16 protein-coding genes are annotated in these 13,123 nt (G+C 45.2%); 7 read left to right on the top strand and 9 right to left on the bottom strand.

Annotated elements, in window-relative coordinates:
• Positions 1-199 precede the first annotated feature (199 nt).
• Entirely contained in the window at positions 200-331 is a 132-nt protein-coding gene (locus NWE96_03035) for a 60S ribosomal export protein NMD3 (protein ID MCW3982952.1), read from the top strand.
• A gap of 27 nt (positions 332-358) precedes the next feature.
• Here NWE96_03035 and NWE96_03030 read toward each other — a convergent pair whose 3' ends face one another.
• The gene (locus NWE96_03030; GenBank protein MCW3982951.1) at positions 359-1,078 is read right to left on the bottom strand and encodes a hypothetical protein; all 720 of its coding nucleotides are present in this window, start codon (positions 1,076-1,078) and stop codon (positions 359-361) included.
• 197 nt (positions 1,079-1,275) lie between these two features.
• On the opposite strand from NWE96_03030, the gene NWE96_03025 reads away from it, so the two are divergent.
• Both NWE96_03025 and NWE96_03020 read left to right on the top strand, forming a co-directional pair.
• The gene (locus NWE96_03025; protein ID MCW3982950.1) at positions 1,276-1,722 is read left to right on the top strand and encodes a hypothetical protein; all 447 of its coding nucleotides are present in this window, start codon (positions 1,276-1,278) and stop codon (positions 1,720-1,722) included.
• Positions 1,723-1,796: 74 nt separating this feature from the next.
• Positions 1,797-3,806, top strand: a complete 2,010-nt coding sequence (locus tag NWE96_03020) for a beta-propeller domain-containing protein (GenBank protein MCW3982949.1) — start codon at positions 1,797-1,799, stop codon at positions 3,804-3,806.
• Positions 3,807-3,896: 90 nt separating this feature from the next.
• On the opposite strand, the gene NWE96_03015 is transcribed toward NWE96_03020, so the two are convergent.
• From NWE96_03015 to NWE96_02995, 5 genes are all read right to left on the bottom strand, one after another.
• Entirely contained in the window at positions 3,897-4,334 is a 438-nt protein-coding gene (locus NWE96_03015) for a ribonuclease HI family protein (protein MCW3982948.1), read from the bottom strand.
• Positions 4,335-4,847: 513 nt separating this feature from the next.
• Entirely contained in the window at positions 4,848-5,627 is a 780-nt protein-coding gene (locus NWE96_03010; protein MCW3982947.1) for a ParA family protein, read from the bottom strand.
• Between the two features lie 4 nt (positions 5,628-5,631).
• Complete coding sequence (locus NWE96_03005) at positions 5,632-6,024, bottom strand: helix-turn-helix domain-containing protein (protein MCW3982946.1); 393 nt, start codon at positions 6,022-6,024, stop codon at positions 5,632-5,634.
• Positions 6,025-6,216: 192 nt separating this feature from the next.
• Positions 6,217-6,510 carry a hypothetical protein gene (locus NWE96_03000; protein MCW3982945.1) on the bottom strand — a complete coding sequence of 98 codons (294 nt, stop codon included), beginning with the start codon at positions 6,508-6,510 and terminating at the stop codon, positions 6,217-6,219.
• Positions 6,511-6,599: 89 nt separating this feature from the next.
• Positions 6,600-6,779, bottom strand: a complete 180-nt coding sequence (locus NWE96_02995; protein MCW3982944.1) for a hypothetical protein — start codon at positions 6,777-6,779, stop codon at positions 6,600-6,602.
• 722 nt (positions 6,780-7,501) lie between these two features.
• On the opposite strand from NWE96_02995, the gene NWE96_02990 reads away from it, so the two are divergent.
• From NWE96_02990 to NWE96_02975, 4 genes are all read left to right on the top strand, one after another.
• Complete coding sequence (locus NWE96_02990) at positions 7,502-7,741, top strand: hypothetical protein (protein ID MCW3982943.1); 240 nt, start codon at positions 7,502-7,504, stop codon at positions 7,739-7,741.
• A gap of 92 nt (positions 7,742-7,833) precedes the next feature.
• The gene (locus NWE96_02985; GenBank protein MCW3982942.1) at positions 7,834-7,959 is read left to right on the top strand and encodes a hypothetical protein; all 126 of its coding nucleotides are present in this window, start codon (positions 7,834-7,836) and stop codon (positions 7,957-7,959) included.
• 64 nt (positions 7,960-8,023) lie between these two features.
• A complete protein-coding gene (locus NWE96_02980; protein ID MCW3982941.1) occupies positions 8,024-8,467 on the top strand; it encodes a YbhB/YbcL family Raf kinase inhibitor-like protein in 444 nt (147 codons plus the stop codon).
• Between the two features lie 74 nt (positions 8,468-8,541).
• Positions 8,542-9,687: a hypothetical protein gene (locus tag NWE96_02975; protein ID MCW3982940.1), complete on the top strand. Its 1,146-nt coding sequence runs from the start codon at positions 8,542-8,544 to the stop codon at positions 9,685-9,687.
• A 72-nt stretch (positions 9,688-9,759) separates the two neighbouring features.
• On the opposite strand, the gene NWE96_02970 is transcribed toward NWE96_02975, so the two are convergent.
• The 3 genes from NWE96_02970 to NWE96_02960 form a co-directional block, all read right to left on the bottom strand.
• The gene (locus tag NWE96_02970) at positions 9,760-10,401 is read right to left on the bottom strand and encodes an NTP transferase domain-containing protein (GenBank protein MCW3982939.1); all 642 of its coding nucleotides are present in this window, start codon (positions 10,399-10,401) and stop codon (positions 9,760-9,762) included.
• A 90-nt stretch (positions 10,402-10,491) separates the two neighbouring features.
• Positions 10,492-12,183 (bottom strand): hypothetical protein, encoded by a 1,692-nt coding sequence (locus tag NWE96_02965; protein ID MCW3982938.1) that lies wholly within the window; start codon positions 12,181-12,183, stop codon positions 10,492-10,494.
• Positions 12,180-12,953, bottom strand: coding sequence for an ABC transporter ATP-binding protein (locus NWE96_02960; protein ID MCW3982937.1), 774 nt, complete (start codon positions 12,951-12,953; stop codon positions 12,180-12,182). Before NWE96_02960 ends, NWE96_02965 begins: the two co-directional genes overlap by 4 nt.
• Positions 12,954-13,123: the final 170 nt, after the last annotated feature.

Below are 13,123 nucleotides of genomic sequence, written 5' to 3'. Positions count from 1 at the left end.
GGCAAAAAACCAAGCAAAAGGAGACCTCGCAAAAAAGCAGTTACCTAAGGAAAATAATAGCGTAGCATTAATAGATATTATGGCAACCAAGCCTAATCATGACTGCGCAACGAGCGGCTACTGTTTGGCTACTACTTGGGTAAGCCAGCTTTGGGTAACGGTTATATCTGCAAAACACCGCTATCTCTAAGGAGAAGCTATGAATACCCCGCGTTTATGCCCTGACTGCTACGTTGAAATGAAGCCTGTTTGTGACAAAAACGGAAGACTCATTTTCCATCAATGCCCCAAATGCGGCATGCGTATCCTCTTCACACACTCAGGACATTAGCGCTTTCTAAAAGAGAAGGCAAAAGAGTTAGCTCACTGGCTTCACTGTGAATGTCCAGCCTTTGAAGTAACTCTGAGCAAATTCAAGCATTGCTTGCTCTGTTTTTGCCAAATCCCCCGTAGTAGCGCCGGCATCATCAAAAACCCAATCGTAAGTAGTAGTCATACTCCCAATAACCACACCATGTAATCCTTGGTTTTTCCACTCAATGTTATTATCGTATATTCCCACAAAGTGACTTGGGTCTGGGTAATCTATGGAGCCAGGACCTAAATAGTAAACTTCGTTCTCTACCCAGTTGGATTTTGATAGCGTTGCCCAAGGTTTAATGCCCCATTCTCGAAATTCTGCAGTGCCGCCCCACACATTCTGGGTTGGCTGAGTGTTGCCGTTAAAATGAGGCGTTATTTCATAGTACCTTACGTAGGGGGCTTGGTTTTTGTCCCAAGTTATTTGTGCATTCACGCAGAACGTGGTCTGTAGTAGCTTTTTGGAGTCATTCCAGTAGGATTCATAACTGGTTATGGTCGGCGTTACAGTGAACGTAATAATCGCTGATTCGTTGTGTTGAGAGGGTGAAGGCGTTTTGCTTGCAGAAGGATTCGCCGAAACGGCCGCGCTTGGCGTTGGAGTGGCAAGATTAGGGTCTACGGAAGAATTCAAAGATAGATTTGCCACATAAGCGGAGGCAATTACAGCTATGGCTACTGTAGCGATTATGGCTAATTTTGCTGGAGCGCTTAGCATTTTCTTTACCTTACAGAGAATTGCCAGACTTAAAGTATAAAAAATTTTCCTGCAATGTAACTGATGCTGCAAAAACCGCCATAAACTGAACAACTAAAAATGGTACATGATTTTTACAGAAACGCTCGCAAAGCATGCTGTTCTAATGCTTGGACTTATATGTCTCATGCTTCGATATGTGTGCAGGGGCACACTGCTTGAACGGGAGCAACGAAACAGAGTTAGAGTACGCCTTACGTGGCAAAGCATGGAAAGTATACTGGTTCCTCCTAAAGAACGGCAACCCAGTCGGCGTCCGCGAAGTTCAGAGGGCACTGCACTTCAGTAGCCCAAGCATCGCATTCCACCATCTCGAACAACTACGGGAGTTGGGTTTGGTTGAAAAGCAAGAAGTCGGCGGACACTACGTACTTGTGGGCGAAGTTAAAATTGGGGTTTTGAGGCATTATGTTAAGCTTGGAAAAATGCTGTTTCCAAGATACTTCTTCTATGCGCTGTTTTCAACCCTGTTTTATGGCTTGTATTTGGCGCTTATGGTTCACAGTTTCACCCGCGACAACCTCTTCATCATCTTATTTGGCGCCATTGTTTGTGGTATTTTCTGGTATGAAGCTTATCGAGTTTGGGGTATGAGACCATTCTAAATGTTAGAACAGTATGTTCGCATGCTTAGCATAAAATAAAATCATACATATGGTATCACAGGAGAAACAGGTATATGGTTCAAAAAGAAGTCACAAAAAAAACACGCATCTACGCATCAGCAGCAGTACTTTCAGCTATAATGCTTATCTCTGTAGTTTACGTTTTCGGAGCTACGCCCATCATTTTCCCCGACCAAGCCCCCTCAGCGTCTGGCATGAGAACCTTCGAGTCGATGGCTGACATCGTTAACTATCTAAACAGCAACTCGCAGGGTTCAAATTATGTTGGCGGGCCTTTAGATAACAAGTTTTTTGGGGATAGGGCTACTATTTCAGCGCCAAGTCCTGTGACCCAAGGAACTTTCGGTGATACATCTACAGTTCAAGAATCCTCTTCTGGAGCGGGCAGCAAAGGGTACTCGACCACAAACATTCAAGTCAGCGGTGTTGATGAGGCCGATACCGTGAAAACGGACGGCAGCTACATCTACACCATATCCTCTAAACAGAACAACTATTACTACTACGACACTTACAACTCTGGATACAGCAACACCGTCTACATTTTAGATGCTAACCCACAGAACGCCAAAGTGGTATCCAAAATAAGCATGGACAACAACACCCAAGCCGCAGGCTTATTCCTCAGCACTGACGGCAACAAACTGGTTGTAATAGCCAGCAAATACCAAACATACTACGGTGTATTGGGCATAGCAGAAGATTCGGCGCCACGCATTATGCCCTACTACAACAGCGATGTCTACACATTCATATACGTTTATGACGTTTCAAACAAAGCTGCTCCCGCTTTAACTCGGAACCTAACTATGAGTGGCAGTTACTTTAACTCCCGAATGATCGGCGACAACGTCTATGCAGTCATCAGCCAACCCGCAGTAGTTTACAACGACTTAGTAACCCTTCCAGCAGTTTACGACGACCAAGTTAGCTACAAAGCCTCACCAACAACGATTTACTACGCCGACATGAACGACACAAGCTACACCTTCACAAGCTTCTACGGCATAGACATCGCAAACGACGCTGCAACTCCAACTAACATGACTGTCCTGATGGGGGGCGCAAGCACAATGTACGTTTCACCCCGCAACATCTACATAACCTACCCCAACTGGGATAACTCCGCAGGTTCCTACACTGCAATCTACCGTGTAAGCATAAACGGCTTAAACCTCTCACTTCAGGCACAGGGCAGTGTTCCTGGAAACCTGCTAAACCAGTACTCTATGGACGAATACAACGGATACTTCCGTGTAGCAACCAACTGGTATGGGCAAGATAGCCAAATGAACAACATCTACGTCCTCAACACCGATCTAGCCGTTACGGGTAAACTGGAAGGCTTAGCACCCAACGAAAACTTACACGCGGTGCGTTTTATGGGCGACAAATGTTACCTCGTCACTTTCCAGCAAATCGACCCCTTATTCGTCATTGACCTCAGTCAACCCACTAACCCAACGGTTTTAGGTGAACTCAAAATCCCCGGCTACTCCGACTATCTACATCCCTTCGATGAGACACATTTAATCGGCGTTGGCAAAGAAGCGGTAGCAGCAAATGAAGGCAACTTTGCGTATTATCAAGGCTTAAAATTGGCGCTCTTTGATGTCGGAAACGTAAACAACCCCGTACAACTGTCGTACTATGGCATCGGCGACCGCGGCACAGACTCCGAAGCCCTCTACGAACCTAAAGCGTTCCTCTTCGACCAAAACAGCGGTTTGCTGGTAATCCCAGTGAGCTTAGCAGTAGTCAGCGAATCAGACAGACAAGCTTATGGTGACTCAGCGTATGGTCAAACTGTTTGGCAAGGCGCCTACGTGTTCACTGTCACCTTAAACGGCTTTACACTCAAGGGCACCGTAACCCACATAGACTCTTCACTGCTCAACAGCCAAGGTCAAATCAGAAACTACAGCGAATACTGGAATACACAAAACCAGTGGATAACCAGAGCTCTCTACATCGACAACACACTCTACACCGTCTCCAACAGCCAAGTAAAGCTCAACAGTTTAAGCAACCTCGCAGAAATAGCCACAGTAAACCTCAACTAACCTTTTTCTTTTTTCAATTTTTGTATTCAGTCGATTCTTTGTTGCTTCTCGATTTTAAAAGAGCCGCTTTTTTCGAATTTTTATACGGTTTTAGGGGAATTTAGAAAGTCGCCTTTTAGCTTCTTCGTCGAGGGTTTTGTTAACTAATGCGTCTGCTCTCTGAATCATGGGGTGACTCCGTGGGACGTGAACGAAAGCGATTTTTTTAAAGCAGTTCTTAAAGCCCTGAACCTGTGCAAACAACTGTTGGAGTTCATAGTTTTTTATGGCATACTCGCCGTTCAGTTGTTTAGTTACCAATTCGCTATCGAGGTGACAGGTAACTTGGGAGGCTTTTTGTTCTGAAGCATATTTTAACGCCAAAAGTAGTGCTTGGTACTCTGCTTGATTGTTGGTGTGTATGCCGATGTAGCGTGAATCGGCCTTAACGGTTACACCTGACTCTGTAGTTGCGATGAACGCTATTGCTGCAGGTCCAGGGTTGCCTCTTGCGCCGCCGTCAGAGAAAACCCGCAGATTCTGACTCAAATATGCACCTTCTAAACATGCTCTATCAATGTATTACATATTTAAACCGTTAACGGCCACAAGCGTTAATTGTGGCTGTTATTGTACAGTCACATTCTTTTAAGTTCCAAAAAAACCTATTGAGAATCAAACTGGGGATAGAGAAGGTGACAAACAACTCCGCAGAAGCAGAGAAACTTGATTCTCACGCCCTTCAGTTTGCCCTCTTAAGGCATGGACGAAGCAGAAAGGGCGTGAAAGGGGGGCGAAGAGGGAAAATGGACATATACGCTGAGATTTTGCTCTTTTGTGAACAGCAAAAAACCAAAACCAGCATAATGTACAATACAAACCTGAACTATTCACAATTAAAAAACCACGTGAACACCCTAACCGCGCAGGGTTTGCTTGCAAAAAAAGTAAACAGGTACACAACCACTGAGAAAGGTTACCGTTTTTTGGTGTTGTTTGCGCAACTGAATGATTTGATGAAAGATTTTTCCTAAAGAGAGAATAGACAAAAAGAGAAGGAAGTTAATTTACGTCGTTGGTTTCTATTTTCTTAACCATCTCAGCTACAATCTTTGTGAATGGATGGTCAGGTTTGTCCTGGGCGAAAATAAAGTTACCTTCGGCACGTAAGACCTCACAGAAACACGGTACCATGCCAAGCAGGGGCACCTTGTAGTCCGCTTTGATTTTAGCTTGCATCTCCGTCTTTCGAGAGGATAGCGAAGGATCCAACACCTTGTTTAGCACTAACCCAGTTTTTTTCTCGAAGAGATTGTAGAGTTCTGCTAGCATGCGTTTTGTTCCGTCTACGTCGGAGCGGTCACCAGTGGTGGCAACGACGACGAAGTCTGCAGCTACGATGGCGTTGATTGAGGAGTATTGGAGTCCGGGGCTTGTGTCAAAGACGAGGTAGTCGAATTTTTGGTCTCTAAGCAGACTTTCTCTTAGGGCTAAGATTCTGCCTAGCGCACGCATTTCCCATTTGCGGTCTTTGGAGGACATGTCGCGGATGGCTTCTGTGGATGGATTAGCAAGACAAGCGTAGAATTTTCCGCCGCCTGGAATTCTGTGGCTCATGTCAACTAATGCTTTGTCGATTTCGCAGGTGCTGTTAAGGTAGTCATTGAACCAGGTTTCTACGTTTTGGGCTTTTAGTATGGCAAATAAGCTTGGGGCTCTGAAGTCTAAGTCGAAGAGGCAGACTTTTTTGCCGTTCTTAGCAAGTGTTGCAGCTATGTTAACGGACATGGAGGTTTTGCCAGTTCCACCTTTGTATGAGTGTACAGCGAGTATTTTGCTCATAATCTCAACTCTGTGATTCCCTATCTATATAGAAGTATGCTTTGCGGCCTTTACGTTCTTTTTTGATGTAGCCCATGATGACTAACTGGTTTAGATAAGCGCTCTCAACGGCTCTAGCGCGTTGTGTTTGTTCTGCAACTTCTTCAGCGGTTGCTTTTGAGCATCTGCAAATCGTCATGGCGGTCTTTCGTAGGTGGTCCGGCATAGAGAGGAGGGTCATAACGTCTAAAGAAGCGTCAGGTATGGCGGGAACAGACTGGGGGGTGGTAGTGTTTCCAGCTGTGTTTTTTTGGATTTCTATCATGACTTCCATTTTCTCGTTGAGTTTCTCGAGGCTTTCCTCTATTTTTTCGAGAATGTTCAAGGGCTTTTTGCTGGTCAGGTCGTTTCTAATCACTTTAATCCCCGAGTTGTTTTTCATGTGTACAGTTGTTGGATAAATAAACACAATAAGTGTTTATTAAGTCTTGCGATACTAAACTAAGTATTTTTGAAAACTATTTAACGCGAAAAAAGCACCAAAATAAATTGAAAAACAAAACGAAACAAAAGGAAAAAAGAATAAAATACGGGGTTTAGAAAGGGAGGTTTAGTAGGGGACTGGTGCTTGGTTTCTGGCTTCCTCAACGATGGGCAGAACTTGTTTTAGTTCCTTGAAGTATTTTAGAACTGTAATGCCACGTTGGGTGACAGCGAAAACTACCCGCCGTTTGCCAATCGTGCGCTCTTCCACCAGACCCTGTTTCATCAGGAAGTCTAGGTATTCTTTGAGGACGCTGCAGTTAACGTTTGCCTTGTACATGACGTGGGTTAGTTTGAGGGGGCCACGGTGTGCAAGCACTGTAAGGATATCGACATACATTTCGAGTTTTGATCGACGCACTTTATACTCCTCGTGTTTTGTTAAGATTCTTCGTTTTAATATAAATCACTTATGTATTACTAATCAGTATTAAACTCCATAGATTGCCCTCAGCAGGCTGCTTTCTCTATGGTTTGGTTTAACACATTTAATCTATTTTCGAAGGCTGTCACCATGTCATCTAGCAATATTTCACGCAATTCGGTAGACAATCCGGTGATCTGTTCATCAAAAACGTTGGCTAATTTAGCCTCTAATTGTTTTCTGTTTTTATCCGCAATTTGTTTCATGTACACACTCATCCTCCAATTACAATGGAAACACCAATTGTCGGAAGCCATATAACTGACTTATGAAAGCGTCCTCTGAATCAAAAATACGTACGAAAAAACTTTACCTTCCCTCGGATTCGTTGATACTTAGCCTTACTTCTCTACTTTAGCGGCTTTATCACCTCTATAATGAATCAAGTCATAGATAACATGATGTATGTTGCAGTTTATCCGCACACTTTTCTTCCTCGGCATCTACGTCGTCATTTAACTGTGCAACTGAAATAGTCAATTTTTTGTTTGTTGTTTATCTGCAACAACCACATAATGATTTAACCCGCCAAGACATTCACTTATTGAATAAAACGCCATTTTTTTAATGGATACTTTCTGGGCAGTTCTATGTTAAGTAATTTTAAACTGAAATCGTGGAGCGTTTTTCTCGTTGAGGGCTACTTGATAAACGAGCAAGTTCGGGCGTTGCGATGCGAAAACTGCAAATCCAACACCGAAATTTTAGTTACAAACCATCATAACCCCAACTTGCTTCTCTGTGGCTGTAGAGACAACAAATGCAAGCATTGCCTTCTCCGACTGGATCTAGCCAACGAAATATCAAACAAACTGACGCTTCAACAAGCAGCAAACACTAATAAACCAAAGAAAAGCTTCTGTGAACCAATCTCTGCCTAACCTGGAAATTAGAAGTCTGCCTGCATGGATTCCAAATAAGAGCGATTTTGACAGTCAGCTTTAAAAGCAAATGGCGAATCATCGTTAACTCGTTTGTGATCTCTATGGGGAATGAGGGGAAGGGGACATTATTTAGAAGAAAGGATGATCGTTATCTGCTTTATTTGCCCGTTCGAGTGGTGGACGACACAATGTTTCCGTTTAAATGCGACGGTTCCATGCCTGTAAAAGTGAAATTCAACCCCGCAGAGGGCAAATTAATCGTGGAAAAATGGCGCGAAGAATAATCGCCGAATTTAACGCTTTTTTGTCGTGCTCGTACAGTCACATATTCTTTTAAAACATAGTAGCTTTGGCTTGGCTAAAGAGGTGCCCTAACATGTATGAAACTTACAAGTGCCCCATCTGCAAAACAGAATTTCAAAACCCCGAAGAACTAAGACAACACAGGCTCGCAACGCATAAGGGTCATATGCACTTCATCAAAGTCGAAACTTCATTATGAGGGCGCGTGTGTTGTTCGCCAACTATTTATCAGACAAACAAAACAACAAAAATGAGGAATCCTGATGAAAGAACTGACCGTAACCAGTTCCGCGTTTAAAAACAACCAGCGCATCCCAGAAAAATACACTTGTGTAGGCGAAGGCATAAACCCGCCGCTCTCCATTGAGGGCGTTCCCGAGGGCACAAAAAGCCTTGCATTAATTTTTGATGACCCCGACGCGGTGGGTGGAACCTTTGACCACTGGATACTCTACAATATCCCGCCCACTCAAAGTCAAATCGGCGAAAACTCTTCTGCTGGCATTGCAGCATTGAACAGCGACCAAGAACCCGTCTATGCACCACCTTGTCCACCACCCGGGAAAAATCACCGCTACGCTTTCAAATTTTACGCGTTGGATGCGACGTTGACTTTAGGCGTAAAAGCTGCCAAACGTGATGTTGAAAAGGCCATGAAGGGGCATATCCTCGCAGAAGGTAAGCTGGTAGGGTTGTTTAGCCGATAACGTCCAGCAGTATTAATGTGGCGGTTTTTAGTTTAATGTTAAATAGTATTTTGCTGATTAGTATTTGAGGAGATTTGAACCGCAAACTAACCTTAGCCTTCTCAGTAGCTTTGATTTTGGTTGTTGTTCTGTCGCTTTTTTTGGCGCAGCATTTACTTAGCTACAGCCAAGCTCAACCCCGAGAATTCTACTTAGGCGTCATGTTTGCATACGGCGATGACCCATCACAGGTGAAAGCGTTGGTTGACAAAGTAAAGGATTACACCAACCTCTTCATCTTAGGTTCAGTGGACCTGTTATCTGACGAATCAGCCCTCAACGAAGCCTGCGACTATATCTACTCTGCGAAACTAAACTTTATTGTTCAATTCCGCGGTCTCCAAATATACAACTACACCATCACTGACTGGATATGGACTGCACACCAAAAATATGGTGACCAGTTCTTAGGCATCTACCGTTTCGATGAACCCGGCGGAAACCAAGTTGACAACGGTCCCGCGCAACTCTTAAACAGCACAATCTACAAGCCAGGCATGACTTACTCAGATATGGCTCGCAGCTACGTGGGTAACCTCTCAGTTTTCCCATGTTATTATCTTGATTATACACCCAAAATGTTCACCTCAGACTACGCACTTTACTGGTTTGACTACAAAGCAGACTACACCACCATTTTCGCAGAATTCGTGGGCAACCAAAGCAGAGCACGCCACATCGCCCTATGTAGAGGCGCAGCAGAAGCCTTCGAGAAAGACTGGGGCGTAGTAGTGACCTGGAAATATGATCAGCCGCCGTACCTTGAGAGCGGCGAGGAACTCTACAGCGACTTAGCTTTAGCGTACAGTGCAGGCGCCAAATACGCCCTGGTGTTTAGCTACCCTGACCTCACGGAATTTGGAATCTTGGAAGAGCAGCATTTCGACGCTTTGAAGCGGTTCTGGAATACATTGCACAGTAACCCCGCAAGCTTTGGCACAAACAACCCCGAAGCCGCCTACATAGTACCCGAGGATTATGGTTTTGGTTTCCGAAGACCCGACGACACCATCTGGGGCCTGTTCCCGCCCGACGAGTACTCGGCTAAAATCTTTTACGACACCGAAACATTAACCGCCAAGTATGGTGCACGCCTAAACATATTCTACGACGAACCACCAATAGCCCCCCTACTGGCAAACTACACAAGCGTCTATTACTGGAACCAAACAATCCCCTAAACGCCCTTCAAATTTACCGCCTATTAGCAACTCTATTGAAACCGATAGCGGGTGTCTCAGTGATGACTGTTTTCAACCAAACCGGGCTTTTTTCTGCTTCTTTTTAGGCGCAGCCTTGGGCTTACTCATCGCAGAAGCTTTCCTCAAATCCTCGGGGGTGGTTGCGGTGAAAAAGGATTTGAAGTCAGGGTCAATCTGCTCAATAACCATCGTTGAGAGGTAACGTACGCCCCTTAGCTTCTCAACCATAGCTTCCATGTCAACTTCGCCGTCTGCCAACACCTTTTTTGCTACGTCGAGCGCCATTTTTGTGCAGTAAACAGCATGTAAGGGTTCGCATTCTTGGTTTGTCCATCGAGGAACCACTGCAGCCTTGCCAACGCACAACTCAAACAGCAACGAGATGAGTTCATGCGAAACAAAGGGGCTGCCCGCGGGTAAAACCAGTGTGTAGTCGCCTTTGGCTACTTCAAAACCCGCGATTGCCTGTGATAGTGTACTTTCGTCTTTGGTTTTGTTTACTGTAAACTTGATGTCGGGTGCGACGAATTTGGCGTAGGCGTCTGCGCATTCCTGCGAATCAACAACAACCACGATCTCGTCGATAAGGTCGCCTACTGCGTCGACTACGTAGTTGAGTAAGGGTTTGCCTTCTAACTCGGCAACAGCTTGAGCGCTAATTCCGCCTGCTAAAATAACTGCTGACCTATCCATAAGAACATCACACTGGAACACCTAGCAGGTATGGTAGAGTTTAAGTTTTTTGCACAGTTTGGAAGTGAAGCAAAAATGAAAGGGAGGGGGTTAGATTTCAGCTTTGCGTATGAGTTCTTCTGCGCTGTTGAGGTTTATTCGGTAGAACACAACGGTTATGACTGCGGAGATGACGGCGCTGATTATTACGGGGATCGTGAAGTCGATGGCGGCGAGAGATTCGAACGTGAGGTTAGATGACAGCATCATACCAAGCAATGAAGGTATAAACGGAGAAAGTATGCCCAAGGCCGCTAATGCACAGGCGCCTAAACTCAGGTAGGACCAAGAGGGCCGAATCATTCGGGGACGTGGTGTAACGGAGAAGTCTGCGCCCTTAAAGCCGATAGACAAGGCGATTGAGCCCACTGGAAAAATCAAGAAGAGCCCTTGTAGGAAGCCGACTGCGATTATGTTTACTGGTGGGTTGTAGAATAACGTACCGATTGTTCCTGTTATTAGTAGCGTGATTATCGCGAAGAAGAGAAGGAAAGCAAATTTGCTCTTAACCAAATTTTTAGGCGAGATGGGTGAAGCGTAGATTCTCCACACGGCTTCTCCTTCTTCACCTATCAACATGTTCCCAAGGGACATCGCCATGATGCTAGAGGATAACAAGAAGACCATTGCCAAAAACATTAAGCTGACTTCTTGAGGCGCCCCTTGATTAGTGATACCGATGGACTGCATCAGAGGGATTATGACGAAGACTACGGGTACGATGAATAAGCCGATTAGTTCTCTTCTGCGAGTAAATGAACGAATGTCTTTACGAATTATGGCTGCCTCTGCAGAGGTGAAACCGAGTTTACCCAGTATACCCGTTTTAGGCGTGTAGGTTCCGCCTGCTTGGATGCGGATTGCAGGTGGCTCGTAGAGGCCGAAGCGTTCGTTGAGTTTGACTGCACTAAGGTAAAGTGCGGCTATGAAGGCGGCTGTTAAGGCAATGAAGAGTGCACCTTCTAGGAGCATACCGTAGAATACATAGAAGAGTGTTAAACCTGGCCACACGAAGGGGATAAACCAAAATGAGCTTTGGAAAGTGGTTAAGCCTTGAATGAAGTTTGTGAATCCCTGTGTTATAGACAAGTAGACGACATAGAAGACAATGAAGAATGTGATTGAACCTATGAATCTGACCCAGACAGCTGCTCTGCCGCTTGACTTGTAGACTGCACCAGTGAAACGTACTTGGATGATTCGCAGGATTTCGGTAGTGGAGCTACCCATGAACGCCGCAGCCAACATAAAAACAGTTGTCACCAATGCGGGCAAGATTAATCCGTTGAGACCTGCGAAAACCAGCAAACCAGCCGCGAAGCCTATAGTCAACGCAACAGGCAACCCCATCAAATTGGCTAGTATAGATGCTAAGGTTTGCTCCTGCCAAGTGATGGGCAACCAGTAGTTTACCCGTGAGGTAACTTTCACGCCGCTCATCTGAATCTGCTGCAGCATCGAGAAGACGATGCTGAAAATCAACACCAACGTGGGCATGATTATGAAGAAGCCTAAAGCAGAAGTCTCAAGCGGCGGCAAAGAAATTTCGCTGGGGGACGAGTAGACTTCGGAGGCGATTGCGTTTGCGCCCAAACCGCCTAAGACACCGATTATGGCGGCAACCCAGTAAGGCCAATAAGCTAAAAAGCGATTTTCCTTGTAGCGGGTCTTTTTTACCCCGCGAATGAGCCTGCCTGATTTCCGTTCAACCCGAATCAGAGCGAGGACATTTTTCCAGTTCATCGGAGAAGTTCCTCAACGACGGGTTTTAAGTCGCCTGTTCCAGTTAATTTCAGGAATATGTCTTCTAAGCCGCTGCTAGGCAAACTTGCTTTTTCCCTAAGTTCATTCATGGAGCCCAACGCCAAGATGTTACCTTGATACATGATGCCTATTCTGTCACACACTGCTTCAGCGATTTCAAGCACGTGTGTAGATAGAATGGTGGTTACGCCTTGCAGTTTGAGTTGATGGAGCAAGTCTTTGACGATTCTTGCGCTTCGGGGGTCTAAGGCGTTTAGCGGTTCGTCAAGTATGAGGAGTTTGGGTTTGTTGAGAAACGCAGAGATTAGGCTGAGTTTCTTCTTCATGCCGTCGGAGTAACTGTTAATCATGTCGCCTTCTCGACCTTCCAGCTGGAGGGCTTTTAGGTACTCGTTTATGCGTTGCTGCTTTTCAGCGGGTGGCACGCCGTAGATGTCGGCTATGAAGTCTAGGTATTCTATGCCTGTTAGAAATTCGTATACGCTGGGTGATTCGGGGACGTATCCGACTTGTTGTTTGACTGCGACGGGTTCTTTCTGCACATCTAAGCCCAACACATGTACGGAGCCGGCGGTTGGCTGCACCAGTCCTAGGAGCATTTTTAGTGTGGTGGATTTTCCTGAGCCGTTGGGACCTAGTAGTGCGAAGATTTCGCCTGTTGGGATGGTTAGGTCGATGTTGTTTACTGCGACTAGTTCGTCGTAGCGTTTGGTTACTGCTTTGAGTTCTACTGCGTTTGAGGCATCCATGTTCAAATCACCAAATTTTTACCAAAATACAGTAAAGATTTACCTTTAAATATTTCGGTAAACTAAACCAGATACACCAACTCCCAATAGAAAGCCCACCATATATAAATCTACAGCAAATCCCACAACCAACAACGTCCCAAAAACCAACTCAACCCCCACAAAAAAGC

Source organism: Candidatus Bathyarchaeota archaeon (assembly GCA_026014685.1).
Taxonomy (GTDB): domain Archaea; phylum Thermoproteota; class Bathyarchaeia; order Bathyarchaeales; family Bathycorpusculaceae; genus Bathycorpusculum.
The sequence above is the reverse complement of the archived record's forward strand: the minus strand, read 5'-3'. Positions and strand labels throughout refer to the sequence as shown.

Bases quoted from the DNA above. Each gene is read 5' to 3' on its own strand.
- NWE96_03035 (MCW3982952.1), top strand. From the start codon at position 200: ATGAATACCCCGCGTTTATGCCCTGACTGCTACGTTGAAATGAAGCCT.
- NWE96_03030 (MCW3982951.1), bottom strand. From the start codon at position 1,078: ATGCTAAGCGCTCCAGCAAAATTAGCCATAATCGCTACAGTAGCCATA.
- NWE96_03020 (MCW3982949.1), top strand. From the start codon at position 1,797: ATGGTTCAAAAAGAAGTCACAAAAAAAACACGCATCTACGCATCAGCA.
- NWE96_03010 (MCW3982947.1), bottom strand. From the start codon at position 5,627: ATGAGCAAAATACTCGCTGTACACTCATACAAAGGTGGAACTGGCAAA.
- NWE96_02995 (MCW3982944.1), bottom strand. From the start codon at position 6,779: ATGAAACAAATTGCGGATAAAAACAGAAAACAATTAGAGGCTAAATTA.
- NWE96_02985 (MCW3982942.1), top strand. From the start codon at position 7,834: ATGTATGAAACTTACAAGTGCCCCATCTGCAAAACAGAATTTCAAAAC.
- NWE96_02980 (MCW3982941.1), top strand. From the start codon at position 8,024: ATGAAAGAACTGACCGTAACCAGTTCCGCGTTTAAAAACAACCAGCGC.
- NWE96_02970 (MCW3982939.1), bottom strand. From the start codon at position 10,401: ATGGATAGGTCAGCAGTTATTTTAGCAGGCGGAATTAGCGCTCAAGCT.
- NWE96_02965 (MCW3982938.1), bottom strand. From the start codon at position 12,183: ATGAACTGGAAAAATGTCCTCGCTCTGATTCGGGTTGAACGGAAATCA.
- NWE96_02960 (MCW3982937.1), bottom strand. From the start codon at position 12,953: ATGGATGCCTCAAACGCAGTAGAACTCAAAGCAGTAACCAAACGCTAC.